The 24,191-nt window shown below is 35.0% G+C and carries 27 protein-coding genes, 4 tRNA genes and 1 other RNA gene; 11 read left to right on the forward strand and 21 right to left on the reverse strand.

The features are described from left to right. Positions 1–135: 135 nt before the first annotated feature. A complete protein-coding gene (locus P3F81_RS11230; protein WP_147669680.1) occupies positions 136–1,029 on the forward strand; it encodes a LysR family transcriptional regulator in 894 nt (297 codons plus the stop codon). Positions 1,030–1,237: 208 nt separating this feature from the next. Here the strand turns inward: P3F81_RS11230 and P3F81_RS11235 are convergent, their stop codons facing one another. The 14 genes from P3F81_RS11235 to P3F81_RS11300 form a co-directional block, all read right to left on the reverse strand. Continuing rightward, on the reverse strand, positions 1,238–1,798 hold the full coding sequence (locus P3F81_RS11235; RefSeq protein ID WP_147669679.1) for an N-acetylmuramoyl-L-alanine amidase family protein: 561 nt from the start codon (positions 1,796–1,798) through the stop codon (positions 1,238–1,240). Next, positions 1,795–2,247 carry a phage holin family protein gene (locus P3F81_RS11240; protein WP_309320408.1) on the reverse strand — a complete coding sequence of 151 codons (453 nt, stop codon included), beginning with the start codon at positions 2,245–2,247 and terminating at the stop codon, positions 1,795–1,797. The genes P3F81_RS11235 and P3F81_RS11240 overlap by 4 nt, the downstream gene beginning before the upstream one ends. A gap of 47 nt (positions 2,248–2,294) precedes the next feature. Continuing rightward, positions 2,295–3,590, reverse strand: a complete 1,296-nt coding sequence (locus P3F81_RS11245; protein ID WP_309320409.1) for a hypothetical protein — start codon at positions 3,588–3,590, stop codon at positions 2,295–2,297. Between the two features lie 483 nt (positions 3,591–4,073). After that, a tRNA-Arg gene (locus P3F81_RS11250) sits at positions 4,074–4,150 on the reverse strand. A gap of 108 nt (positions 4,151–4,258) precedes the next feature. Next, positions 4,259–4,831, reverse strand: a complete 573-nt coding sequence (locus tag P3F81_RS11255) for a superoxide dismutase (RefSeq protein ID WP_147669678.1) — start codon at positions 4,829–4,831, stop codon at positions 4,259–4,261. A 132-nt stretch (positions 4,832–4,963) separates the two neighbouring features. Beyond that, entirely contained in the window at positions 4,964–5,728 is a 765-nt protein-coding gene (locus P3F81_RS11260) for a DeoR/GlpR family DNA-binding transcription regulator (protein ID WP_147669677.1), read from the reverse strand. Positions 5,729–5,770: 42 nt separating this feature from the next. Further along, positions 5,771–6,124, reverse strand: a complete 354-nt coding sequence (locus P3F81_RS11265) for a PTS glucitol/sorbitol transporter subunit IIA (protein ID WP_147669676.1) — start codon at positions 6,122–6,124, stop codon at positions 5,771–5,773. A gap of 204 nt (positions 6,125–6,328) precedes the next feature. Continuing rightward, complete coding sequence (gene rpiB / locus P3F81_RS11270) at positions 6,329–6,775, reverse strand: ribose 5-phosphate isomerase B (protein WP_147669675.1); 447 nt, start codon at positions 6,773–6,775, stop codon at positions 6,329–6,331. A gap of 43 nt (positions 6,776–6,818) precedes the next feature. Beyond that, a complete protein-coding gene (locus tag P3F81_RS11275; RefSeq protein WP_147669674.1) occupies positions 6,819–7,667 on the reverse strand; it encodes a histidinol-phosphatase in 849 nt (282 codons plus the stop codon). Positions 7,668–7,759: 92 nt separating this feature from the next. After that, on the reverse strand, positions 7,760–8,554 hold the full coding sequence (locus tag P3F81_RS11280) for an HAD family hydrolase (protein ID WP_147669673.1): 795 nt from the start codon (positions 8,552–8,554) through the stop codon (positions 7,760–7,762). A 188-nt stretch (positions 8,555–8,742) separates the two neighbouring features. Beyond that, positions 8,743–9,738, reverse strand: a complete 996-nt coding sequence (gene nirJ2, locus P3F81_RS11285; RefSeq protein ID WP_147669672.1) for a putative heme d1 biosynthesis radical SAM protein NirJ2 — start codon at positions 9,736–9,738, stop codon at positions 8,743–8,745. Positions 9,739–9,756: 18 nt separating this feature from the next. After that, positions 9,757–10,935, reverse strand: a complete 1,179-nt coding sequence (gene nirJ1, locus P3F81_RS11290) for a putative heme d1 biosynthesis radical SAM protein NirJ1 (RefSeq protein WP_147669671.1) — start codon at positions 10,933–10,935, stop codon at positions 9,757–9,759. A gap of 138 nt (positions 10,936–11,073) precedes the next feature. Beyond that, positions 11,074–11,676, reverse strand: coding sequence for a TetR/AcrR family transcriptional regulator (locus tag P3F81_RS11295; protein WP_147669670.1), 603 nt, complete (start codon positions 11,674–11,676; stop codon positions 11,074–11,076). 161 nt (positions 11,677–11,837) lie between these two features. Beyond that, positions 11,838–11,915, reverse strand: a tRNA-Arg gene (locus tag P3F81_RS11300). A gap of 627 nt (positions 11,916–12,542) precedes the next feature. On the opposite strand from P3F81_RS11300, the gene P3F81_RS11305 reads away from it, so the two are divergent. After that, complete coding sequence (locus P3F81_RS11305; RefSeq protein ID WP_147669669.1) at positions 12,543–13,055, forward strand: ferritin; 513 nt, start codon at positions 12,543–12,545, stop codon at positions 13,053–13,055. A 91-nt stretch (positions 13,056–13,146) separates the two neighbouring features. Here the strand turns inward: P3F81_RS11305 and P3F81_RS11310 are convergent, their stop codons facing one another. Continuing rightward, positions 13,147–13,446 carry a hypothetical protein gene (locus tag P3F81_RS11310; RefSeq protein ID WP_147669668.1) on the reverse strand — a complete coding sequence of 100 codons (300 nt, stop codon included), beginning with the start codon at positions 13,444–13,446 and terminating at the stop codon, positions 13,147–13,149. A gap of 235 nt (positions 13,447–13,681) precedes the next feature. On the opposite strand from P3F81_RS11310, the gene P3F81_RS11315 reads away from it, so the two are divergent. Together P3F81_RS11315 and P3F81_RS11320 are read left to right on the forward strand one after the other, a co-directional pair. Further along, the gene (locus P3F81_RS11315) at positions 13,682–14,137 is read left to right on the forward strand and encodes a DUF441 domain-containing protein (RefSeq protein WP_147669667.1); all 456 of its coding nucleotides are present in this window, start codon (positions 13,682–13,684) and stop codon (positions 14,135–14,137) included. A 15-nt stretch (positions 14,138–14,152) separates the two neighbouring features. Beyond that, the gene (locus tag P3F81_RS11320) at positions 14,153–15,220 is read left to right on the forward strand and encodes a tetraprenyl-beta-curcumene synthase family protein (RefSeq protein ID WP_309320410.1); all 1,068 of its coding nucleotides are present in this window, start codon (positions 14,153–14,155) and stop codon (positions 15,218–15,220) included. A 3-nt stretch (positions 15,221–15,223) separates the two neighbouring features. On the opposite strand, the gene P3F81_RS11325 is transcribed toward P3F81_RS11320, so the two are convergent. Further along, positions 15,224–15,847, reverse strand: a complete 624-nt coding sequence (locus tag P3F81_RS11325; RefSeq protein WP_147669666.1) for a DUF3846 domain-containing protein — start codon at positions 15,845–15,847, stop codon at positions 15,224–15,226. Between the two features lie 264 nt (positions 15,848–16,111). Between P3F81_RS11325 and ssrS the strand changes: the two genes are divergently transcribed. Further along, a non-coding RNA gene (gene ssrS / locus P3F81_RS11330) (6S RNA) lies at positions 16,112–16,284 on the forward strand. 60 nt (positions 16,285–16,344) lie between these two features. On the opposite strand, the gene P3F81_RS11335 is transcribed toward ssrS, so the two are convergent. Then, the gene (locus P3F81_RS11335; RefSeq protein ID WP_147669665.1) at positions 16,345–17,496 is read right to left on the reverse strand and encodes a DNA polymerase IV; all 1,152 of its coding nucleotides are present in this window, start codon (positions 17,494–17,496) and stop codon (positions 16,345–16,347) included. A gap of 329 nt (positions 17,497–17,825) precedes the next feature. Here P3F81_RS11335 and P3F81_RS11340 point away from each other — a divergent pair, with 329 nt between their 5' ends. From P3F81_RS11340 to P3F81_RS11350, 3 genes are all read left to right on the forward strand, one after another. Then, entirely contained in the window at positions 17,826–18,077 is a 252-nt protein-coding gene (locus P3F81_RS11340) for a YhdT family protein (RefSeq protein WP_147669664.1), read from the forward strand. After that, positions 18,070–19,557 carry a sodium/pantothenate symporter gene (gene panF, locus P3F81_RS11345; RefSeq protein WP_147669663.1) on the forward strand — a complete coding sequence of 496 codons (1,488 nt, stop codon included), beginning with the start codon at positions 18,070–18,072 and terminating at the stop codon, positions 19,555–19,557. The genes P3F81_RS11340 and panF overlap by 8 nt, the downstream gene beginning before the upstream one ends. A gap of 291 nt (positions 19,558–19,848) precedes the next feature. After that, positions 19,849–20,037 carry a twin-arginine translocase TatA/TatE family subunit gene (locus P3F81_RS11350; RefSeq protein WP_147669662.1) on the forward strand — a complete coding sequence of 63 codons (189 nt, stop codon included), beginning with the start codon at positions 19,849–19,851 and terminating at the stop codon, positions 20,035–20,037. Positions 20,038–20,370: 333 nt separating this feature from the next. On the opposite strand, the gene P3F81_RS11355 is transcribed toward P3F81_RS11350, so the two are convergent. The 4 genes from P3F81_RS11355 to P3F81_RS11370 form a co-directional block, all read right to left on the reverse strand. After that, positions 20,371–21,471 carry an MBL fold metallo-hydrolase gene (locus tag P3F81_RS11355; protein WP_147669661.1) on the reverse strand — a complete coding sequence of 367 codons (1,101 nt, stop codon included), beginning with the start codon at positions 21,469–21,471 and terminating at the stop codon, positions 20,371–20,373. Positions 21,472–21,849: 378 nt separating this feature from the next. After that, complete coding sequence (locus P3F81_RS11360; protein WP_309320411.1) at positions 21,850–22,089, reverse strand: hypothetical protein; 240 nt, start codon at positions 22,087–22,089, stop codon at positions 21,850–21,852. Between the two features lie 13 nt (positions 22,090–22,102). Then, positions 22,103–22,191: transfer RNA gene (locus P3F81_RS11365), tRNA-Ser, on the reverse strand. A gap of 14 nt (positions 22,192–22,205) precedes the next feature. After that, a tRNA-Ser gene (locus P3F81_RS11370) sits at positions 22,206–22,294 on the reverse strand. Between the two features lie 467 nt (positions 22,295–22,761). Here P3F81_RS11370 and P3F81_RS11375 point away from each other — a divergent pair. Genes P3F81_RS11375 through P3F81_RS11385 form a run of 3 tightly spaced genes read left to right on the forward strand, consistent with a single transcriptional unit; the run spans position 22,762 to position 24,184 of the window. Continuing rightward, positions 22,762–23,712, forward strand: coding sequence for a magnesium transporter CorA family protein (locus tag P3F81_RS11375; RefSeq protein WP_147669660.1), 951 nt, complete (start codon positions 22,762–22,764; stop codon positions 23,710–23,712). A gap of 15 nt (positions 23,713–23,727) precedes the next feature. After that, the gene (locus P3F81_RS11380; protein ID WP_147669659.1) at positions 23,728–23,958 is read left to right on the forward strand and encodes a hypothetical protein; all 231 of its coding nucleotides are present in this window, start codon (positions 23,728–23,730) and stop codon (positions 23,956–23,958) included. A 31-nt stretch (positions 23,959–23,989) separates the two neighbouring features. Further along, positions 23,990–24,184: a type II toxin-antitoxin system Phd/YefM family antitoxin gene (locus tag P3F81_RS11385; RefSeq protein ID WP_147669658.1), complete on the forward strand. Its 195-nt coding sequence runs from the start codon at positions 23,990–23,992 to the stop codon at positions 24,182–24,184. Positions 24,185–24,191: the final 7 nt, after the last annotated feature.

Below are 24,191 nucleotides of genomic sequence, written 5' to 3' on the forward strand. Positions count from 1 at the left end.
CTCTAAATCTCCATTTTCTATAAATATAAGTTATACTCACAGGCGAGCGGCTAAGTCTCTGGATAAGTGAAACTAAAATTCAGATGGATTGAAACCTTCATCTGAATCAAGTCTTACTTGATGGAGGGTTTATTTATGGAACTAAATCAGCTTGAATATTTTAAGGCACTTGCCCATATTAATCATTTTACACAAGCTTCGCAAAATTTATCTGTTTCTCAACCAGCATTAAGCCGCTCTATTGCAAAGTTAGAATCAGAACTAGGCGTTCCCTTATTCGAAAGATCAGGCAAAACAATTAAACTTACCCAGTACGGACAAATATTTTTAGCACACATTGAGAGGGCATTACAAGAAATCAGTACCGGTAAACAAACTCTTGCTGATTTGTCCTCACCCAATAAAGGCGTTATTCATTTGTCATTCCTTCATTCTTTAGGCGGCTATATTGTCCCTGAACTTATCAGTAAATTTAACCAAATTTATCCCAATATAAAATTTCGTCTCTATCAATACAACTCTACACAATTAATTAAGCACCTTGCTGAAGGGAGCTGTGATTTGTCCCTTTGCTCATCAATTATCACTACAGGCACCATCGGTTGGATGCCACTTTGTTCCGAAGAGATTTTCCTTATCGTTCCGAATGACCACCCTTTATCCAAAAGAAAAACAATTGAGTTAAAAGAAATTGCCCAAGAATCTATTATTACTTTCAAACCAACTTATGGCTTACGCTTGTTAGTAAATCAATGTTTTGAAGCAGCCTCCATTCATCCTAATATCATGTTTGAAGGCGATGAAATTGCAACCGTAGCTGGATTAGTCGATGCCAAACTAGGCGTTTCATTAATCCCTCATATTCCCGGTCTTGAACATTTAAACATCACTTTTATCTCCATCTCTACACCGTATTGTATCCGCCCGCTCGGCATGGCATGGAATATAAATAAATACCTCTCACCCGCCGCAAAAAAATTCCAGCAATTTATCATTGATACATTTAACAAGAAAGACAATAATAAATAAACCTCCCATGTTTGGGAGGTTTTAATTTCTAATGGTGCAGTGATAAGAGTCAAACCTGTACCCAATTGACTATAAAAATTCACCTTGAAGCCATGAAACACCCATAATATCAATACTTTAAGAAAATTTTTATGGGAGTTTAATTCAATTCTATTACGACATATTTATTACTTCAATTTATAATGCATTATTTTTAATTTCACTCTTTTTATGCATAAAAATCACTAATTCCTCTGGCGATTGCACGAGCAAATTCATCTTCGTAATCAATTAATAGCTTTGCATCTTCAACATTATTGATAAATGCCATTTCCACAAGTACGGCTGGCATTGCTGTTGCTCTTAATACCGCTAATCCTCGTACATCTTTCTTGACTCCACGATCAGGAAAATTAAAATCAATCTTTTGAATTGTAGCAACCACTTGATCTTGTATGCACTCTGCCAATCTTTCCCCCTCATCACCTAAACCGCAACATAATGTTTCAACACCTCGTACATCCGAACGAGGTGCAGAATTACAATGAATACTTATAAACAAATCTGCTCCCCATGTATTTGCAGACTCAGTAACATTTATATATTGAGGACTTTCACCTGCAAGGTTATCAGATTGCACCATCTGAACCTGATATCCTACTGCTTCGAGGTATTGTTTTACACGCTTGCTAATATTCAAAGTAGTATAGCATTCTTGTAAGCCTAGTTCTTTATTTACTGCGCCTGAATCAACCCCTGGCTGATGCCCTGGATTTAAAAATATTTTCATAAGTATTTTCCCACCTTTTCCTCGGCCAATTGAGCCAATTTATTTTTAATCGTTTTTGGTACAGGTAGACCGATTCTAGAAGCATTTTCTAGAATACTTAGTCCTTCATTTGCAAAAAAGAACCATATTGTCATGCTTCTGGCAAGATCTCCTCCACCTGATATCTGATCTATTAAATGTGCTAAAGCAACTAACGATAATATAAATACTTTTTTGATGATTCCTTTTAGCCCTCGTTTACTACTTGGTTTCTTTTTGCTATCTTCATTTTCACACCAAGCAGCCATTATGCCAGTAACAAAGTCAAGAAACATCACCATAATTAATGTTTGGAACATTATATCAAATCCACCTGTTAAATATGAAAGAAATGTCCCCACGAAAGAACATACAGCTCCAACTTCCATTTCAAACCTTACTGGGATTATCTCGCGAAAAAAATTGAACATTTAATCATCCTCCTATGAAAAAGAGAGGCTGAATGCCTCTCTTAATATTAATATTTGATTTGTGCTATTAATGCAATATTGTAAGGTCTTGATTCTTTACCACCACTAGGTTGAATATCAGCATTGAAATTTACTCTTGAACCATTATTTAGGTTTAAAAATTGTACTCCACCTGTCCCATCTATTGCTGGAAGCCTTGTTGTATTTTGATCTGAGGTATAGTGAACATGTGATTTATTAGCACTTTCCTGTGTAGAACCTAAACCGCGATTTTCATCAATCCCACGTCCATCATCTAGACCGCGAATAAACATTGCCCTCACATCTGGAACTTTCAATGTATCTGCGGTTTCATCATATACATACAATCCATGCATTCCCGCTTGCCACTCTGTCGCTGATACACTTAAACCTTTTTCTACAACGAAATTTTTCAATCTCGGATAATCGCTTGCTACTAATACTGCTCCATTTGCTTTAACAAAGCCATCACACAAAGTATGACGCATGACGATATTACCTACCCTGTTTCCCTCCCTAACATCATCAACGATAAATACCACCGTGCCATCTGTAACCAAAATACCTGCTTGTGTAATATTCAAAAGCGATGGTTCTGTACCTGCCGTTGTGCCAGCTGTAATGCATTCCAATCTTACCCAGCCCGGAAGATTGGAACTATATGCTATATCTCCAATTACATAAGCCTTATTGCGTTTTAATAAATTTATTCCTGATTTTTGTGTTGCTTCTTCAATATCACCTTTTAATTCTTCAACAATTTCTTTATGCGTATGATTTTTATCAGCTTTTTCATTAAAATCAGAACTGATTTTTTGACTTGACCATGTTTTATTACTTACAACAACACTGTCGTCAATTTCACAGTAATTCAAAGCTTGCAACAACTTGTCGATTTCTTCTTTTGCATAATATTTATTAAGCACCTTAGAAATTTTGTCACTTGACCATGTTTTAGTTGTTAAAATTTCAGAATCATTAATTTGATTAAAATCTAGCTGTGCAAGCAATTTATCAATTTCTGCTTCTGTATAGTAGCGATCATCATGATCATGTTTTATATTAGCATTTGAAGCAAAAGCTAAATTTACTACACTAAGATTTGCCATAACCCCTCCATTTTCTACGCATCTAGCATAAATAAATTCATCGGGTTTTACTGTGAATTTTAATTTTTCTTTTGGCTGTAATACTACACCACTATCTTTTTGCGGATTTTCAATGCAAGTCACAAGTTCAACACTTTGGTCTTTACTTAAATTTTGCATTAGCCCTTCTGCTTCTTCAATTTTCACAAATTCATCATTTAATCTGTATAACATTTTTTATTTCTCCTCTTTTATAAATATTTTTGAAATCCGGTAATTTACAAACCTCTTAATTCAGTTTTCTTTTTCGTTTGTTTACTGTCTTTCACTTGTATACATTCTTGATTAGGTAATTTTTAAACAGGTAAATATATAAATTTTGATAAAAAAAAGAGCCTATTCAGCCCTTTCACTTTCTTGCGTCTTTTCTATTGCATCCGGCGCATGTCTTCCTATACTTATTATCTAAACCTTTGTACATATAAAAACTATATCTCTTCGATACTTCTATAATCGTCACTTCTTCCTCTCGATATATTTACCATAACTCCACAAAATCATCTTAAACCCCCGCTATCGCAAGGCTATGCAACGGCTAAATACACTCGCAAGGTAGTGACTTCTATCGGTTTTATCTAAAAAAGCTTCTATTTATTATTAAAGTTTTTATACAATAAAAAAAGAGTTCCGGTAAATTCCGAAACTCATTTATTCTAATGGTGCGATCGACAGGAGTCGAACCTGTGGCCTATTGCTTAGGAGGCAACCGCTCTATCCGTCTGAGCTACGACCGCATATTCATACATGACAGTATAACAAATATCTATTTTTTTGTCAAAAATCTCCCGAAAATACAGGATAGTAATACATGCTCCTTTACTATCCTGTATTTTTATATGTATTTATATCCCTATTTTACAAAATCGATCAACTACTACCGCCCAATTGATTTCATTCATGATTCGTTCTATATAATTTCTACGGTCTAATCCATAATCAATCATATACGCATGTTCCCAAGCATCTATCACCAATAGCGGCTGACAACCAATCAATGTGCCTGTGGCATGATCCTGTATCCATATATTCATCAAATTTCCCGTATGGTTATCGCGGCAAAGTACCGCCCATCCATTGCCACGTGTCATTGCTGTTTCAATAAAATCTTCCTGCCAATCATTAAAACTACCAAAACAATGATTCAGCCAATCTAATAATTCTCCACTCTGAATCATTGGTTCTTTTCCTAAATTGCCAAAGAAATATTCATGTAGCCTCATCCCTGAAAATTCCCAACCCAATCGCAACTTCATCGTTTGGCGACAAATTAAATCTTCATTTTTCTGCTTTAATTCATTTAATATTACATTCGTGTTTTCAACATAGCCTTTATATAATTTAATATGATTTTTCATGAGAAGATTACTTACACTTGTTATCGTCCATAGTGATGGATAGTTTTTTGCTTTGTACATTTTTTTCCTCCTTTAGAAAATTACCAATATATTCTATGCAGAGTTTTCATAAAATAGTACAAGTTTAAAAAAATAATCCGACGATTAATAAGTTTAATCATCGGATTATTTTTCCCTATAAATATTAAATTCTTATGCGATTACAACCTGAACATTTAATTTTTTCAATTGTTCTATCGTATCAACAGAAATAAATTCATCAGTAATTAAAGTATCTATTTGACGTGTTGGTGCAAAAGAGGCAGAAGACGACTTATCAAATTTACTAGAATCCATAAGTGCTACCAATTTTCTCGCAGCATTTGCCATTGCCCGTTTTAAATCAGCTTCATAAACATTAAAATCCATCAGTCCATCATCTATTGTAAAACCATTATTAGACGTAAACATAATATCAAAATTTAATTTATTCAATACGTGCGTTCCCAATGTCCCTTCAAGCGTAGTAGACCCAACGCGCAATACACCACCGACTAAAATAACAGTAATCTGTGGATTTTCGCTTAATTCCAGTGCAGTATAAATGCCGTTCGTTACAACCGTCAATCTTAGCGGCATCCTTTTTAGAATTCTTGCAAATTCCAGAATTGTCGTACTTCCATCTAAAAGTAAACATTGTCCACTTTTTACCATTTCCACCGCTTTGTGTGCAATCATAATCTTTTTATCTTTATTTTCTTCTGTTCTAGACATGAATGAAGTTTCCGGATTCTCCTGTTCAATTAAAACTGCACCACCGTGTACCCGCTTAATTAGACCTTCTCGCTCAAGCACTTTCAAGTCACTTCTTAAAGTAACCTCAGTAACTTTAAGCGTAGCTGCCAATTCTTTCACAGTAGCTTTTTGTTGTACATTTAAGAATTCAATAATCTTTTTTCTTCGCTCAATCAAAAACATAGCATTCTCCCATTATCCAAAACATTTATTTCTATAATTTGCTTATTCAATAATTATTTTTTCCCCTACCTTTAACTCCGGTAAACCTTCACCTTTTAAAATGATTTGCCCCGGTAAACAAGCTGATGCCATTTCATTAAATTTTAATCTACAATGGCCAATTTCTTTTAATCCGTTCAAAACTTCATCACCAATTGCCATTATTGTATAGTTTTTATTTTCAAATCTCACTGTATCGCCTACTTGAATATCTCCAACTTCACCTATCGTGTGCATAACTGAAACTTCACCTAGTGCCTCAATTGGGCACGTATCAAATAAAATCAAATCACCTGAGGAATCCAATAAATCTTGTACAACTTCACCAATTGCAGTAATGGTAACGTCATATTTCATTGTAAAAACACTCCTCTTTTTTTATTTTATCTACTTATATTTCCTTTTTATCCTATTATATACGCGATTTCTTTAGAAATACCTTTGAATTCATCTATATTGGTAAGTTTTTCTTGGTAAAAAAAGAGAAAAATATTGCATATATCTACAATACTTTTCTCTTCATCACCAATAAATCAACTTATATTCTTTTTTATAAAGCAATTATTTCTTTGCTTTATCTTCCATTTTTTGAATCATCTCTAAGCGTTTTGCATGATGTGCACCGATATATGCAGTATTTAACCAAATCTCAACAATCATAAGCGCAAGATTTTCGCCTAACACTCTTCCACCTAAGCAAAGAATATTAGAATCATTATGTTCACGAGTCGCTTTTGCACTAAAGCAATCACTTATTAATGCTGCTCGAATTCCAGGTACTTTGTTTGCTGCAATCGACATTCCAACACCTGTGCCACATACTAAAATACCTTTTTCAGCTTCTTTAGAAGCAACACTATTAGCAACAGCTTCCGCATATTCCGGATAATCTACGCTTTCTATAGAATTTGTTCCAAAATCCTTATAAGCAACGCCTTGTTTATCTAAGTATTTTTTTATCGCTTCTTTTAATTCATATCCACCATGGTCACAGCCTAAAGCAATCATTTTTCTACCTCCATTATATCATGACTATTTAAAGCAGAGTCAATCAAAATTTTTTAAATTCCGCCCTGCGATGCGTAAAAGTTAATGAGCCTTCATATCCATATTCTTTCGCATATTCAACTGCCTTATCAATATAACGCCCGCAGTCCTCCGGTTGATGCGCGTCAGAAGATGTAATAATCGGTAAATCGTATTCACGTGCAATTTTTAAGAAATCTGGATATGGTGAAATTTCAGCAATCGGATAGCGATAAAGTGTCCCCGTATTAATGTCGATTGCCATATTCGCTTTTTTTAAAGCTTTAGCTACTCTCACCAAAACAGAATCAACAGAAAAATCAGGTAAATTCTTAAATAAACGAATATTAAAAGGATGCCCTAATACGTCATATAAACCACTTTCGCAAAGATTTTCAATCTCCTGCGCATACCAATGATAAATATCTGCTAAGCTATGTTCCTGCCATACTTGTTTTATGTCAGAAAAATCATAACCCCAGCCCTTTAAAAAGTGTACAGAACCAATGATATAGTCAAAATCATAGTTATTAATGATCTCTTTTATCTTCGCCTGATTTTTAAAATTACAAATTTCAATCCCAGTTTTTACAGGATACCCTTTTTCTTTTAAAGAATTCATAAAACTAAAATAATCATCAAGTGAATATTTAAATTTATTTTTCTTCAACCATTTTTGTTGATATTGTCCAACGATTGAATCATCGAGAATCAATTCATCATAATATAATTCTTTAAATTCAATAAATCCATGACTATGTTCCGAGATGCCAATTTCATCTATTCCACGTGTTTTCGCACTATCAAAAAAACCCCGTACCCAGTCTAAATCATAACTTCCATACTCAAAATGCATATGATAATCAAACTTCACGTAATTCAACCCCTCACATAGCTCATTACAAATAACATAATATATATTAGGATGTTTCAACAAATAATGCAACTATTTCTCAAAACCCTTTATTATTTTAATACTTTTTCTTTAATCGTAACCAGAACACCATGCTTGTCATTACTTGGTGCAATAAATCTTGCTGCTTTTTTCACTTCATCTAAAGCATTTTCCATAGCATAGCTGTGATACGCACTGCTCATCATTTCCAAATCATTCATATAATCGCCAAAAACCATCGTTTCTTCAAAACTTATTCCAAGCGCATCTTGAATGTGCTTTACCGCAGCACCTTTCGTTGCCCCTAGATTCATCACATCAAGCCAACAATCTGCACTCACTGCAACTTGCAGCTGGCCACGAAAATGTTCAAATGAATGATATTTCTCTTCGGCACCATGGTCCAAATCATACATTGCAACTTTTAAAAACTCATCATCTACCCCTGATAAATCAAGCAAGTTATCTACCTTTTGTACTTCTTTATAGTACTTATCCAATTCTCTTAAGAAAACTTCATTTGTTGATTGATAATATGCTTTTTTCTTGCCTGATACTAAAACGTGCAAACTAGGAAATTGCTGAGCCACTTTTAAAACATCATTTAAATAATCTCGACGCAGCGTATTTGAAAAAATCTCTTCTTTTTTGTACACTACATAAGTTCCATTTTCTGCGACGAATAACATTTCATTCACATGTTTTTCAAAACTTTTAATGAGTGAATAATATTGACGTCCACTCGCCGCTCCGAAAACAACACCCCGATCGGCTAATTGGGAAATTGTCTCATCTACGCCCTCTGGCATGCGAAAATGGCGGTCAAGCAAAGTTCCATCCATATCAGTCAAAATTAATCTTACCATGATACCCTCCTTCTATTTTCACAACAATCGTTGATTTATTCTACATTCACCATAATGAATACTCCAATTTTACTATAAAACGCAATAAAATAGCAAACATTATATATTATGGCAAAAAGTGTTACAGGAATTTCTCCCGTAACACTTTTTCTCTCTAGACTAACAAAAGCTATTTTTAAACTGTGAATTTATTGACCAGCCCTTCCATGATATAAACACCATGGTTCCTCTGCCATATAATCCCCATCATTATAATATGCAGCTCTAGCGCGACAACCACCACATAATTTTTTATATTCACATTTTCCGCAGCCATCTTTATATTCTAAAGTCCGTAACTTATTTAAAACTTTATTATTTTTCCAAATCTCATCAAATGGAGTTTCGCGCACATCGCCTAATGGGATATTCAAGTAAGCACAAGGTTGTACTTGTCCACGTGGGCTGATAATACAATAAGACGTTCCTGCTAAGCAACCACGACCAAATCGCATTTTCATGCCCATTTGACGAGCAATGCGCATAAACTGTGGTGCGCAAGTTGGCTTCAATTCAATATCAACTTCTTGCTGTTTTTTCAATATGCGAGTTAATGTATCTTCATAAGCATGTGCTCTTAACGATTCCGCTTCAATAGATTTCGCCCTGCCTGTAGGAACTAAAAAAAAGAAATGATGCGCTACAGCGCCTTCTGCTACAGCAAAATCTGTAATCTGCTCAATTTCTGCTTCATTCCAATCCATAATCGTCGTATGAATTTGAAAAGGTAACCCTACGGCGCGGCAATTGCGCATACCTTGTACAGCGCCTTCCCACGCGTTAGGGAATTTTCTAAATTGATTATGTTTGTCCTTATCTAAAGAATCAAGAGAAATCCCCATTCCCATCGCACCAGCATCTTTTAATTTCTGCGCCATATCAAGGGTAATCAATGTACCGTTTGTGCCAAAAACAGGTCGAAGCCCAAGCGAAGTTGCATAAGCAACCAATTCAACAATATCTGGGCGCATTAATGGCTCTCCACCACTAAAAATCATAATTTTAAAGCCCGCTTTTGCAATTTGTTCCAAAAGCGTTTTTGCTTCTTTCGTATTTAATTCTTCTTCCGCCTTGCAACCGGCATCACGATAACAATGATCACAATACATATTACAAGCATTTGTCGTATTCCAAGAAATAATCATTTTGTTATCTCTCCTTTATTACTTAATCCCGATTTCTTCGTCTGTTAAATAACATGCCGGATCAGACTCCCAAAAGTCGCCGGTCGTCGCTTCTGCACGTGTACGGAAATTCCCATTGCAGTTATCTAAGAACTTGCACGCTCTGCAACGGCCTTTTAATAATGTTTTGCGATCTTTTAAACCTGCCATAATTGCATGAGATTCATCTTGCCAAATATCGCCGAATTTACGTTCGCGTACATTACCAAACGTATGATGTTGAGTGAATTGGTCCGGATGCACATACCCCAATGGATCAACTTCTCCGAATGCGATGCCAGAACGATTACCACCATTCATTGAAATATACCCCTTGATTTGCTCCGCTAACTTGTCATTACCCTCGGAAAGGGCTTTAAGGTACATATATACACCATCACAGTGATTATCTACAGTTAAGATTTCTTTTTTCAAGCCTCTTTCTTCAAAATCACGCGTCCGGCGAATAATAATATCCATTGCCTTACGTGATTCTTCCGGCGTTACATCTTCGTCCATCATAGCATTTCCACGCCCCGAATACACCAAGTGATAAAAGCATACGCGATCAATATTTTCTTCTTCAATAAAGTCAAAGATATTATCTAATTCTTCTAAATTATGATGATTAATCGTAAAACGCAGTCCAACGCGTTGTCCTACTGCTACACAATTTTGAATACCTTGCATCGCCGCAGCAAATGCACCGTCTTTTCCCCGGAACTTATCATTTACCTCACGTAATCCATCCAAAGAAATACCAACATAGCCAACACCGATATCCTTAATTTTTTTCGCAACTTCGCGCGTAATCAAAGTACCATTCGTTGATAAAGTAGGACGTACTCCCCTTTGAGCCGCATATGTAGCCAATTCAAAGAAATCTGGACGCAATAAAGGCTCGCCGCCAGAAAATAATAGTACAGGCACATTAAATTCAGCTAAATCATCAATAAATTTCTTTGCTTCCTCCGTCGTCATCTCATTTTCATACTTTTTCGCTTCCGAACTCATATAACAATGACGGCAAGATAAATTACAAGTACGTGTAGAATTCCATACTACTACAGGACCAGATCCTTCACGAACACCATGTTTTGCTGCTGCCGCACCTTTTGTATAACGTAGTGAATCACCAAAATAATCAGTCGAAAATAATAATTTCGTAACGCTTATCATCTTTTTTTATCACCTATAAAACTTTCTCAAATTTATTTTGTTTTCTCCATCACAAAACAGAATAACTCTCATTTCTGAATTGCATTCATCTTTTATATATTAACAATATTTTTTTTCACGGTCAATGAACTTATCCACTTATTTTAGTTCAATTCCATCTAAAATAATTTTAAGTTTATATTCGACATTTGTTAAAAAATCAAGCTCTAAGCGACTAAATGCGGCTGCTTGAAATACCGAATGAAAAATTTCCGTAATGACTTCTGCCGGAATATCTTTTCTAAATTCCCCTAAATCTTGTCCACGTCGAATAATCGCTTCAAAAATTCTTTTAAAGCCCATTTTACTTTCTGTCTCAGCAGGCTGTTCTTCTTTTATCATTGCGCTCTTTTGCGCCGCACTAACGAAAAGCGGTAATACAAAACGATTTTTATCTAAAATGCGAGCAGTGAGTAAGAAAACCTCCGATAAAAATTCAGTCGAACTCTTTTCATCCTTTGGAAACGATTCATATGCTTGATAAATTTCTGCAATCATCTCGCCAAGCAAGTTTTTTAAAATATCTTCTTTTGATTGAAAATAATTATAAAACGTCCCTATACCTAAATCTGCTTCATTCATAATATCTGCAATCGATGTATCTGAAAATCCCTGCTGTCCAAATAATTTAAGGGCAGCTTGAGTAATCACCTTTTTAGAATGCAACTTTTTTCTCTCCCGACGGTTAATCAGTTCCGCCATATACTCACCCCCAAAAATCATACTTCAATTATTATACTTGATTTTTTAGCGAATTCAAGTATGAAGTATATTCATTTTTCGCAAAAAAATATGACGACTCCAAAATGGATTCGTCATATAACACAAAAGCCCCGGATACCTCCGAGGCTTAAATTTTAAAATGGTGACCCTGGCAGGACTCGAACCTGCGACCCTTTGATTCGTAGTCAAATACTCTAATCCAACTGAGCTACAGAGTCATTGTCTATTGCTCTTGCAATCAACAGATATTATATTACCACTATGTTTTTTATTTGTCAACAATATTTTTAGTAATCTCTTTCTAGAAAATTCCCCCCACCTTTATTTCCCAATTATTCCTAATTACAACGAAAAAATATTCTTCCACAGAAATATTTCATTTTATCCACATCACTATACTATCTTATTCACACATTTATTGACAAAACCCAAACTTATCAACACTCCGAGTAATTTTGTGGATAGTTTTGTGGATAACTTTTTAAGTTTTGAGGATTTTCCTAGGGAAAAGTTTAAATATTCCTTAATTTTACATAATAAATCATGATTTTCCAAATTACATTCTATTTTATCCACATTATAAATCATATTTATTTCCCTTATTTTCTATGTATACAAAGATAATATTTTAACTTTAAACTACTTTATCCACAAGAACATGGGTTTTGTGGATAACTTTGTGGATAACTCACTTTTTATGTGAACAATTTAATTCTTCGTTTTCCTCTTCTTTTTAATCCCCTGCTGATTCACATACGAATTATTTATATAAACCAAAATTAATCAAAGATTTTTGTACATAATAACATATGACATACAAATAATAATTTCGGAGGGATTTTATTATGCTATCTAAAAAAATGTTAAATACACTGAATGAACAAATTAAGTTGGAAATGTATTCTGCTCATTTATATTTAGCAATGTCTTCGCATATTGAACATCAAGGGTTTAAAGGAATGGCTAAATGGCTACGAGTACAATATGAAGAAGAGACATTTCATTTTCTAAAGTTTTATGATTATGTAAAAAGTCGTGGTGAAAAAGTCATTTTAAAAGCTATTGATGCACCACCAAATGATTTTGGCACTCCACTTGAAACATTCAGAAAAGTTCTTGAGCATGAACAACAAATAACTGCAGACATTAACAAATTATATAAAACTGCAATAGATCAAAATGATTTCGCTTCACAAATTTTTCTACAATGGTTCATCAGCGAACAAGTAGAAGAAGAAGACAGCACCTCTGAGGTGCTAAATAAAATTCAGCTAATCGGAGACAAGCCAACAGATCTTCTTTATTTAGATAAGGAACTTGGCACACGGACATTTACTCCGCCAAGTTCTAACGAATAAAGCATTCCTCTCACTTGCTTTATTTGTCAAATAAAAATGTACCCTATAGGTAATGGTTTTTCAGCATTTATCTATAGGGTACATTTTATTTTTATACTTCTACACCAACTGGTCTGCTCCAGTCTACGTACACTTCGGTAGCGTCCCACATTCTTGTCAATGCCAATTTCAACTCTTCCAGACTATTTAATGGCTGAATCACACGCTTTTCAAAATCCATTAATGTATCTTTGGGTACATTAATTTCATGAGATGCAGTTAAATACGCTTCTACTTCCGCTTTTTTTTCTGGTGTTTTTAATACTACATTTACTGTTTTTGCTTGTATATCATATTCAATGTATCCGTTATCTTCTTCAAAATGAACCGCTACGCTATATAAATTTTCCATTTCATAAATCCTCCATAGATCAAAGTTAACTTTTCAGACATAGTAATATTATAACCTTAAAACATAAAATTGCATAGAATTATAGACAGGGATGTTTTAGTTCTATTCTATAAACAAATAAAACAAGCATATCTTATAAGTAAACCCTCTCCAAAAAGTTGCCTAATAAAACGCTAAAGTATATAATAATTTTTCAAATAGAACTATAATACAATTATAAAGGATGGCGATATCCATGAATCTAGATTACCTTCCCTTACTCATCATTCTCGCTCTCGGAGTAATTGGACATAATAATTCCGTTGCAATTGCTGCGACAGTTCTAATGCTCATTAAATTGCTTGGCTTTAACGATTGGTTCCCCATTCTCGAAAAACACGGACTAAATGTTGGTATCATCGTATTAACGATCGGTATTCTCGCACCAATTGCCTCTGGTAAAATCAATATGGGAATTATGCTGGATACATTTAAAACACCTACAGGAATCGTAGCGATAGCGATGGGCGTATTCGTTGCATGGGCAGGTGGTCTTGGTATTCCACTTTTGAAAACTTCGCCTGAAATCGTAAGCTCATTAGTCATTGGGACGATTGCCGGTGTCTTCTTTTGCAATGGGATTCCCGTTGGACCATTGATTGCGGCTGGTCTAGTATATATTGTCCTATCCGTGGGTAAATTATTTCAATAAGGAACGGAGGATATCATGTTGAATATCTATAAAAATTCTATGTATAGCGCACACATGATCAAAACTTTTATTACTGAAATCCTACCAATTGTCAATGCAGAATTAAACGTATGGAGAACTTATGCTGAAACAAAAATGCTTGGCGAATTGCAAAAACAAGCCTTAGCCAGCATAACTGATAAAAAATTTCATTGTCAAGGCGGTAGCTTTTATAGTCTATACCCAGGGGTAAATAGAGTTGAATTCGTAAAATTCGTGGTTGCACTGCAAACAATCAGCGACTATTTAGATAATTTATGTGATCGTGCAAATGTCACCGATGAAAAATCATTTGCCCAATTGCACCTTGCAATGACAGATGCTTTAAACCCCCATGCAAAATTAAAAGATTACTATGCTTTTTATCCTTTTAAAGAAGATGGCGGCTATTTAAATACCTTAGTTAAAACTTCACAGGATATTTTAGCAAAACTTCCATCTTATGATAAAGTGCAAGTACATTTGCTAGAACTCGCTTCTTTATACAGCCATCTACAGACGTATAAGCATATTGCACTTGAAGATCGCGAGCAAGCTATGCAAGCTTGGTTAAATGATGCAAATACAAATACTTGGCTGACAAATTGGGAATTTGCTGCTGCTACAGGCTCCACCTTAGGAATGTTCATGCTTACCGCCGCTGCTTATCAAGAAAACCTCAATACAGAAGAGATCACTACATTAAAAGAAGCTTATTTTCCTTGGATTAGTTGCCTACATATTCAGCTTGACTATTTCATTGACCAAGCAGAGGATCGCCAAAACAACGACTTAAACTTCATTTTTTATTATTCGAATGAACAAGAAATGCAAGAGCGTCTGCAGTTTATCTATCAGCAAGCTTTCAATCATGCAGAAAATACGCCAAATTCATATTTTGCTACAACAATCGTACGCGGGTTAGTCGCTTTGTATCTATCCGATAGCAAAATTAAAACTCCAACCGAAAAAGCAGTGCGAAAAACATTACTTAATACGGCTGGAGTTCGTGCAACTATCATTTATTATCTATGTAATTTATTACGTAACACAAAAAAAATCTAAAAATTATTGTACTGGACCTTGGGTTGTCGATACTGTTACTTGTTTAAAATAACGTCCATTAATTTCAATTACTTCGTATTCAGGATGTTTAATTAATTTAGCGCGACCAGCAGCGATAAATTCATCTACTTTTTCTGGCTTTTCGATTTCTACCCATTTAAAACTACGCTGCTCTGGCGTTCCATAGTTTTCTATAAAAATTTCATGTTTAGGATCTGGCTTTTCATCGCCTTTACATGGCAATAAATTAATTTTTAACTGCTCAATAAAGTAATTGCAAACTTCTTCTGTAATATCCATTGGCCCTTGGTCTGAATGTTCATCATCCATTGCAACGAAGATTGCATTACCAAAAATAATTTCTTCATTATCAGCGCCTGGAAAACGACGATTTGCCATCAATCCTAACGGTACAGCAAAGTCATTCACTAAAATATGCAAAGATTTATTATCGCCTAAATCGAATAAACGCGCACTTGCGAAATTTCCACCAAGAATATCACCAATTGCTTGTACCTGCTCTAACGGATTGTTTGGTAAAACACAAATCTCTGGATCTTGTCCAGGTTTAATAAGAATACAATTCATCGTAGTTTTCACTTCAGGATTTTTTTCTTCTGTTGTCATAACTAACTCCTCATCATTAAATTCCGGCAAACTCAAATAGTCTGCAAACATATCAGTTTCTATATATTCGCCAATGGAAAAGAAAAACCTTTTCCATTACAAACTTCTTGACTATTTTGCGAAAATATTCTATATTATGTAAACATAACAAAATCCCTTTTTTAACGACAAACTTTTCAGTGAAAATATTTGGAAAATCGTGATTTTCTCTATGATAAATGTTGCAACCATACTGGATTTATGATATTATAAACAACGTAGAAACAGTGCCTGAGATGCACGATACCTTCAATATGTCCAACCTACTTTTTTGAAAAGGGAATCGGATGTTTTGTAGCTGCTGGACCGTCTTGAACGGATAGCAAAACCAAAACTATGATGCCCACCTGCTGGGTTGCAGGTTTGGACATAACGAAGGGCGGCATTACGGGCAAAAGTTTAAAAAAGACTTACCTTTTGGTAAGTCTTTTTTCGTTATGTAAACTTATTTTCAATAATCAATCGCGATTTTTTAACAATTTTGCTTTCGTAATCATGTGATTTCCAAAGCGCGTTCGAATTGCATCTACAGCGTGATAAAGTTCTTTTTTCTTATTATTTTCTGCAAATAAAATAGGCTGTTCATGTATCGTAAGATTGCTGGCTGTAATCCCTAGCAATCTTATTTTTTCCGCTACTTTGCATTTTTCATATAACTCTACTGCTATCTGGTATAAATCTTCATCAAAATTCGTCGCTTCCACTAAAGTCAGGCTACGCGTAAGCGTCTGAAAAGAAGCCAAGCGAATTTTTATCGAAATTGTTCTCGCCGCAAAGCCTTCACGACGAAGCCGACTGCCTACTTTTTCTGCCAAAGCCAAAAACTTTTCTGTAATTTGCTCATGCGTAGTCAAATCATGGGCAAATGTCACCTCATTCCCTATTGATTGAGATTTTGGTGTTCCTTCAACACTTCGCTCATCGCGCCCATTCGCGAGATTCACTAATTGATACGCCAGATTACCTATATGCTTTGCTAAAAAAGCACCATCCGCCTTGGCAATCTGACCAACTTTAACAAAGCCTAAATCATATAACTGCTGTGCAGTCTTTTTCCCCACACCCCAAAGCGAAGTAATCGGTAAATCGTTCAATACACGCTCGATATCCTGTTCTTCAATTATCGTTAGTCCATCTGGTTTCTCCATATCAGATGCCAGCTTCGCTAAAAATTTATTAGGGGCTAGACCCACAGAAGCAACTAGCCCAAGCTCATCAACAATCCGCTTTTTCAATTTTTCTGCATACACACGCCAATCCTGGACTAACATTTCCATCCCACTAACATCAAGAAAAGCTTCATCTAGAGATAAAGGTTCTACAACAGGTGCAAACTCATGAAATACCTGAAATATTTCCCTTGATACGGATTCATAATATGCATGATTACATGACAAAAAGATGCCTTGTGGACAACGTCTTTTCGCCTCTGCCATTGACATCGCTGAATGCACCCCAAACTTTCTCGCCTCATATGAAGCAGTACATACAACACCACGACCGCTAAGTCCTCCAACAATCACAGGTTTTCCTCTATACTCTTCATGATCACGCTGCTCTATAGATGCATAAAAAGCATCCATATCAATATGCATAACAAGCTGTTTCATTCTTTCACTTCCAACATTCTTACACTTTTCTTTTATTGTAACATATTACACTTCACAACTTACAAAATTATTATTCAAACACCTGTTCAGCAATAAACTTTCCTTAAAATAGACCTTTTTCTAGCTTGAGCAGTAAAAATTCCTATGCTATAGTATATAATCGGCAGTATATTCAATGAATAACTGTACATAATGTTGAAAAAGGTATGAAATTATAAGCCTATATCTTAAGAATGGGACTGTCATAGAGATTTAAGCTGAAAGAATTTTTGCTTTCACTTTTTAGGCATCCTAGATATAGGGTGCCTTTTTATCAAAAAGGAGCAACCATGACGAACGAAAAGAAGTATCATCAAGTCAGAAAAGAAGCAAAAGCAACCGGCTTAGCACTTTTAGCAATTATTATTTTTTGGATTATCGCAGGTTTTGGTGCAGCTACACTCGATATAAAAATTTTTCGTCTTCCCCTTTGGGTAATTACCTCTTGTTTTGGTACCTGGTTATTTGGCGTGGCAATCGTATGCTTTTTAATCACAAAAGTGTTCAAAGATATGGATTTGGAGGATACTGAAGATGAATAATGTCTCCATCCTCATTCCAATGCTTTGTTTCTTAGCTTTTATGATGATACTTAGTATCATCATTCGCCGTCAACAAGAAAGCTCTGGACACATGAAAAATTTTGTCCAACAATATTTTATCGGGAACCGCGATCTCGGTGGCTTTGTTCTTGCAATGACCACAGTCGCAACCTATAGCTCTGTAAGTTCTTTTGTCGGTGGCCCCGGTATGGCCTGGCAAGTCGGTTTCGGCTGGATTTACATGGCGATTGTACAAATTACCGCCATCTTCCTCGTTTTAGGTGTTTTCGGCAAAAGGGTTGCATTAATTTCACGAAAAATTAATGCCGTTACGATTATTGATATCATTCGCACTCGCTATCAATCTGATTTACTTGCGAATATTTCCGCATTTATTATCGTTTTATTTTTCTGTGCAACGATGGTCGCACAATTCGTTGGCGGTGCTAAACTTTTTGAAACCGTTACTGGTTATAGCTATCTAACGGGACTTTTACTTTTTGGTCTTATCGTTATTTTTTATACTGCAATTGGCGGATTCCGCGCCGTTGCAATAACAGATGCTTGGTGCGCAATCATGATGTTGATTGGAATTGGACTTCTCCTTTATTTTGTTCTTGATGCAGGTGGTGGATATCATTCCGTAATGACCACGATCGAAACTTTGCATCCTCAAATGCTTGAACCGCTCGCTGGTGGTAATATGCCATACTCTTTATATTTTACCCAGTGGTTGCTTGTCGGAATCTTCACGATTGCATTACCTCAATCCGTAGTCCGCGGCATCAGTTACAAAGAAACAAAAGGATTGCATCAGGCAATGCTCATCGGAACGGTGATTATTGGTGCAATGACAATCGGCGTAAATCTTATCGGCGTGTTTGCACGGGGTTTTCTTATGGAAGACCTTTCTGTTTATGGCGGTGTCGATTATATTATCCCACTTGCCATCATAAAAACAATGCCACCATTCCTTGCGGGAATTGCAATCATTGGGCCAATTGCCGCAACCATTTCTACCGTATCTTCGCTACTTATCGTATCTTCTTCAGCAATGATTAAAGATATCTATATGCATCATCAAGAAAAACAAGGGCAAACTGTATCCCTAAAAAAAGTGCGACGCATCAGCACAATAACCACTGCCTCTATTGGAATTATCGTTTTTGTCATCTCACTCGTTCCACCAAGCGTTATTTGGTTAATCAATATGTTTGCTTTTGGCGGCCTTGAAACCGCATTTTTCTGGACACTTCTATTAGGACTCTTCTGGCGAAAAGCAAATAAAACGGGCGCGCTTCTCTCTATGGCAGGAGGAACAATTCTTTATTGTTTAACAATGGCATTAGACATTAAAATCATGAACCTGCATCAAATTGTTATTGGCATTACTTCCGCAGGGATTTTGTTTATTACCGGCTCATATCTTGGCAAACAAGAAGATGCAAAAATATTAAATATATTTTTCCCAAGAAAATAAAATACAAACTGAAAAATCCGTTAAGACACTGTCTTAGCGGATTTTTAATATAAGCTATCCTTTTATCCTTCTTAACAGACTCTAGCGCAAGTAAAAATTACTCTTGTAAAAGAAGTGATTTATACATTACAATAAATAGACAAGATTTTTAAGTAACAAATAAAAGCTTTGAATAATTTAATAAATTGATGATTAGATTATTCAAGCATTATCACGAAAGTATTTTCTCATTATGCCGTTGCTAAAACAATGTTAAACTATTCAAAATCAATATTAAAGGAGAAATATATTATGTTTGGTTTTAGCGTTCCTGAATTAATTTTAATTTTAATTATCGGTATTATAATTTTTGGCCCCAACAGACTTCCGGATATTGGCAGATTTCTAGGCAAAGGACTAAATGAGCTTCGCAAAGTATCAGCGGAAAAAGAGAAGTTTAAAGAGCCTTTTACAATTACGGAGAAAAAAGAGAAAGAATAAGCGGAATAAAATCCCTACGCTTTATCTATATAAATCAATGTAAAACAAGCAAATCGCCCATCGATTTGCTTGTTTTTTATATATTTTTCTCAATCGACCTAAAAATAAAATAGTTGTTTTCAACAGTACAACTTCTACCCACAACATTTTATAATTTTATCTAAAGTTACATTCCCAATTGGACGATTAAATGCTTTATTGGGCAAGCATTTCCAAATAAGCTTGCCCAATAAAGTTTTTATTAAAAGGTGCGGGCATTTTCTCACCTTTTGAAAAAATAATTCCTTTATTGAAATCCTCCTTCCCACGCATCTCTCCCTTATTTTAAAATATCTATTCCCACCAATGAGTAAATACTTGCTCATCATTTCCAATTTCCATAATTTCTCCAAGCTTTGGCGTAATTAAACGATAATTCTTTCCTTCGCTTGCCTCTACAATACGATTAAATGGTTCCTCCCACGAATGTTTACTCAATGCAAATTTTCCCGCATGCGCAGGAAGTAAAACTTTCGCCTGTATATCCTCCGCTGCTTGCGCTGTCTCTTCTGGCATCATATGAATCCTTGCCCAAGCTTTGTTATATTGACCATTTTCCATAATAGCAATATCGAAATTCCCAAATCGCTCACCGATTTCTTTAAAGTGCTTCCCATAGCCTCCATCTCCACTGTAAAATACGCGATGATTTTTGGTCGTAATGGCAAATGAAGCCCACAGCGTTTGATTGGACTTTAACAACCTTCCAGAAAAATGCTGTGCTGGCAATATGTAAACTGCAAAATTCTCTTGCAATGGTATTTCTGCAAACCAATCTTCCTCAAAAATTTGTTTTTTTTCAAATCCCCATTCCTCAAAATACGCTCCTACTCCCAGAGCACAAACAACCTGATTAATCCTTGGTTTTAAACTCATGATCGTTGAATAATCTAAATGATCCCAATGATCATGAGATATCAATAAAACATCAATATCGGGTATATCCTCAGCAGTATATGGATTCGTCCCATCAAACGCTTTATTAATAAACGAGATCGGCGATGCATACGCACTGAAAACCGGATCTATTAAAATACTCTTTCCGTCGAGTTGCATGTAATAAGAGGAATGCCCCAACCAAATGATAATATCTTCACTCTTATTAAATGCTTTCAAATCGACCTTTTCAACTGGAATTAACTTTTGCGGTATTAACTGCTCTTTTTTTCCAAAAAGAAAATCCCACAGAACAATAAAACGATTACCTTCAACAATTTGCGTCGCGGGCTCTAAATTTTTAAATTCTCCATCTATATAATGCGGTGAACCCTTTATTCTTTCAAGCCTTTCACCAGATGGCATGTTTCCAAACATCGGCTGATGGATATAAATCCCTATTCCAATGACTAAACCAACAAATAAAATCCCCAACCATAACAATATAAAATTTCCCATATTCCCTCCTTAAATTAAGCGACATATTCTTCATATGTTAAGTTTATCATTTGGAGTTAGCTCTAAGTAAATAGTTTTTTATGCAATCTTGAATATTTCAATTTATTTTTTGTGCAAATATATTGCCCGTCCTATCTTTGACCAATTAATAAAATAAATTTTTCTTGATTCGTTAAATATCATGCGGCCTGCTAATGGTAAAGCACGCGAACTACAAAATAATAAAAAATATAAAAACCCAATGAAGAACCTGAAATAAAAATAGATAGTCAAGAGTATTTTCTACAAAAATTCACTGGTGATTTATAAAAATGAAGGCTAGGAAAAGCAATGATTTTCCTAGCCTTCATTTTTTTATTTATTCCTTTATATTTTTCCTCATTGCATATGCTGCTTCAATCCAGTATTTAAGGATTGTTTTTCCGCATTATATAAAGCAAAATATTTTGGAATATCAATCTGCTTCGGACAGTCTTCTACGCAATACTGACAAGCTGTGCATGGAATCTCGATGGCTTCATTAATCACTGCAACCGCTTTTTTCTGTTCTGCCACAAAAGCAAAGCTATCAAAAAAATATATAACAAAAAGACCACCAACTTTACAGCCAGTAGTCATTCCTTCTTTAAAATGGCGGAGTGGGTGGGGTTCGAACCCACGCACGCTTGCGCGTCTAACGATTTAGCAAACCGTCCTCTTCAGCCTCTTGAGTACCACTCCAGTATTATATTTTATGGCGGAGAGGGTGGGATTCGAACCCACGGTACCTTGCGGTATCACTGGTTTTCAAGACCAGCTCCTTAAACCACTCGGACACCTCTCCGTATTAAGACATTTAGTATTATAACAATATCCATAAACTTTGTCAATCATTTTCATTAGCTAAATTTTAGGATTTTATTTTGATTTCATGGATAATATTTTATTCCTGTTTTAAAATATTAGTATGATTAAATATATTTTCGCATACAAAGAAACTCTTTCAGTTTACAATTTTATCCTTATTTTCATTCTAACTACGATTGAATAAAATTTTTCACCCCAAAGAAATTATCATCCTAAAGATTTTCAAGTGCTATAGGTTGACTAATACAAAGGTAAGGAGTAATATTTTAATGTAATAATTAATAAATGATAAGGCTGGTGAGAAAAATGGATGTAGACCACCCTAGTTCGTGGTTGTGGCTTAAAATAGAAAAAATTAAAGGGATATGTCCGTTTTTTTATCAGTCTTCTTTTATTTAATTAAAAATTCGGACATGTCCCCTTGGGAGAGGGGATCATTTTTACATGTTAAAAGTTTATAAAAGTTCGGAAAATGGTCTATTGCACGAATTAAGTATTAAAACACTAGAAAAAGGTGCATGGATCAATCTTGTAAATCCGACGCCATATGAATTGAAAGTTGTCAGCAATTTTACTGAGGTAGAGCCTGACCTTTTAAAATCCGCATTGGATGAAGAAGAACGCTCTCATACTGAATTAGAAGATAATTGTATGATGGTTGTTACTAACGTACCAATTATGCGCGGTAAGGATATCTATGATACTTTACCATTAGGTATAATTATTACAGAAGATTATACAATAACTGTATGTCTAGAAAATAATCCTGTCATTTCGGAATTTAATGAAAATACAGCTCGTTTATTCCGTACATTTAAGAAAACACGTTTTCTTTTACAAATACTCTATAAATCAGCAACAGTTTATCTAAAACATCTTCGCCAAATTAGCAAATTGTCTGAAGACATAGAAAAACAGTTACGCAAATCAATGAAGAATCAAGAGTTATTGCAACTACTTGAATTACAAAAAGGTTTAACTTACTTTAATGCTTCCATTCGTTCCAATGGAGCTGTATTGGACAAGATTCTCAGGCTTCGCTCCAGTCATAATTTACAACGTTTTTTGAAAATTTATGAAGAAGACGAAGATTTATTAGAAGACGTTATTATTGAAAATAAGCAGGCTAAAGAAATGGTGGAAATGTATAGTAAGATTTTAAGTAGAATGGCTGATACATTCGCTTCTATTATCTCTAATAACTTGAACTTAGTCATGAAATTTTTAGCCTCGATTACAATTATGCTAGCGATACCAACAGTGATTTCAAGTTTTTTTGGTATGAATGTTGATGTTCCTTTTGGCGAAGATCACGGATTCTTATATGTTTCTTTAATCGCCTTAGGTTTGACTTCATTATGTGCTTTTGTTCTATGGAGAAAAGATATGTTTTAGGAATTAGGTGAATTTATGAGTACAATGGTGACTGCTGAGTTAAAAGCAGGTATTATCTATGGTGATATGGAAAACAATGAATATGTGTATATGCCTGCTAGCGAAATAGGCGTAGAAAACCCAATTTGTGTGATTGAAACTCCCACTGATCGAAAGGATATCAGCCTAAAAGATGCAGTGAATCTCATACGTAAATTAAGTTTAAAACCAGCAAAACATCCACGACTTGGAAAGCAATCCTGTTAAGGGCATGATGTAACAAAAGGAGGAATGAAATATGTTGGCAGTAACACCCGCAATGCTATCAAAAGACTTTCAAAAATACTCCGATAAAATCCATAACGAAAAAGAACGTTTAATTCTTATGGGCAAAGAAGAAAAAAATATTGTTATGCTATCACTCGATGATTATAACGAAATGTTACGTGATTTATATGTATTGAAAAAACGTGATATAGGTAATGATTATTAAATGAGGT

It is taken from the genome of Selenobaculum gibii, assembly GCF_030273445.1.
Classification (GTDB): Bacteria; Bacillota; Negativicutes; order ICN-92133; family ICN-92133; genus Selenobaculum; species Selenobaculum gibii.

Bases quoted from the DNA above. Each gene is read 5' to 3' on its own strand.
- P3F81_RS11230 (WP_147669680.1), top strand. From the start codon at position 136: ATGGAACTAAATCAGCTTGAATATTTTAAGGCACTTGCCCATATTAAT.
- P3F81_RS11235 (WP_147669679.1), bottom strand. From the start codon at position 1,798: ATGAAAATATTTTTAAATCCAGGGCATCAGCCAGGGGTTGATTCAGGC.
- P3F81_RS11240 (WP_309320408.1), bottom strand. From the start codon at position 2,247: ATGTTCAATTTTTTTCGCGAGATAATCCCAGTAAGGTTTGAAATGGAA.
- P3F81_RS11245 (WP_309320409.1), bottom strand. From the start codon at position 3,590: ATGTTATACAGATTAAATGATGAATTTGTGAAAATTGAAGAAGCAGAA.
- P3F81_RS11255 (WP_147669678.1), bottom strand. From the start codon at position 4,831: ATGTACAAAGCAAAAAACTATCCATCACTATGGACGATAACAAGTGTA.
- P3F81_RS11260 (WP_147669677.1), bottom strand. From the start codon at position 5,728: ATGTTTTTGATTGAGCGAAGAAAAAAGATTATTGAATTCTTAAATGTA.
- P3F81_RS11265 (WP_147669676.1), bottom strand. From the start codon at position 6,124: ATGAAATATGACGTTACCATTACTGCAATTGGTGAAGTTGTACAAGAT.
- rpiB (WP_147669675.1), bottom strand. From the start codon at position 6,775: ATGATTGCTTTAGGCTGTGACCATGGTGGATATGAATTAAAAGAAGCG.
- P3F81_RS11280 (WP_147669673.1), bottom strand. From the start codon at position 8,554: ATGGTAAGATTAATTTTGACTGATATGGATGGAACTTTGCTTGACCGC.
- nirJ2 (WP_147669672.1), bottom strand. From the start codon at position 9,738: ATGATTATTTCTTGGAATACGACAAATGCTTGTAATATGTATTGTGAT.
- nirJ1 (WP_147669671.1), bottom strand. From the start codon at position 10,935: ATGATAAGCGTTACGAAATTATTATTTTCGACTGATTATTTTGGTGAT.
- P3F81_RS11295 (WP_147669670.1), bottom strand. From the start codon at position 11,676: ATGGCGGAACTGATTAACCGTCGGGAGAGAAAAAAGTTGCATTCTAAA.
- P3F81_RS11305 (WP_147669669.1), top strand. From the start codon at position 12,543: ATGCTATCTAAAAAAATGTTAAATACACTGAATGAACAAATTAAGTTG.
- P3F81_RS11310 (WP_147669668.1), bottom strand. From the start codon at position 13,446: ATGGAAAATTTATATAGCGTAGCGGTTCATTTTGAAGAAGATAACGGA.
- P3F81_RS11315 (WP_147669667.1), top strand. From the start codon at position 13,682: ATGAATCTAGATTACCTTCCCTTACTCATCATTCTCGCTCTCGGAGTA.
- P3F81_RS11320 (WP_309320410.1), top strand. From the start codon at position 14,153: ATGTTGAATATCTATAAAAATTCTATGTATAGCGCACACATGATCAAA.
- P3F81_RS11325 (WP_147669666.1), bottom strand. From the start codon at position 15,847: ATGACAACAGAAGAAAAAAATCCTGAAGTGAAAACTACGATGAATTGT.
- P3F81_RS11335 (WP_147669665.1), bottom strand. From the start codon at position 17,496: ATGAAACAGCTTGTTATGCATATTGATATGGATGCTTTTTATGCATCT.
- P3F81_RS11340 (WP_147669664.1), top strand. From the start codon at position 17,826: ATGACGAACGAAAAGAAGTATCATCAAGTCAGAAAAGAAGCAAAAGCA.
- panF (WP_147669663.1), top strand. From the start codon at position 18,070: ATGAATAATGTCTCCATCCTCATTCCAATGCTTTGTTTCTTAGCTTTT.
- P3F81_RS11350 (WP_147669662.1), top strand. From the start codon at position 19,849: ATGTTTGGTTTTAGCGTTCCTGAATTAATTTTAATTTTAATTATCGGT.
- P3F81_RS11355 (WP_147669661.1), bottom strand. From the start codon at position 21,471: ATGGGAAATTTTATATTGTTATGGTTGGGGATTTTATTTGTTGGTTTA.
- P3F81_RS11360 (WP_309320411.1), bottom strand. From the start codon at position 22,089: ATGACTACTGGCTGTAAAGTTGGTGGTCTTTTTGTTATATATTTTTTT.
- P3F81_RS11375 (WP_147669660.1), top strand. From the start codon at position 22,762: ATGTTAAAAGTTTATAAAAGTTCGGAAAATGGTCTATTGCACGAATTA.
- P3F81_RS11380 (WP_147669659.1), top strand. From the start codon at position 23,728: ATGAGTACAATGGTGACTGCTGAGTTAAAAGCAGGTATTATCTATGGT.
- P3F81_RS11385 (WP_147669658.1), top strand. From the start codon at position 23,990: ATGTTGGCAGTAACACCCGCAATGCTATCAAAAGACTTTCAAAAATAC.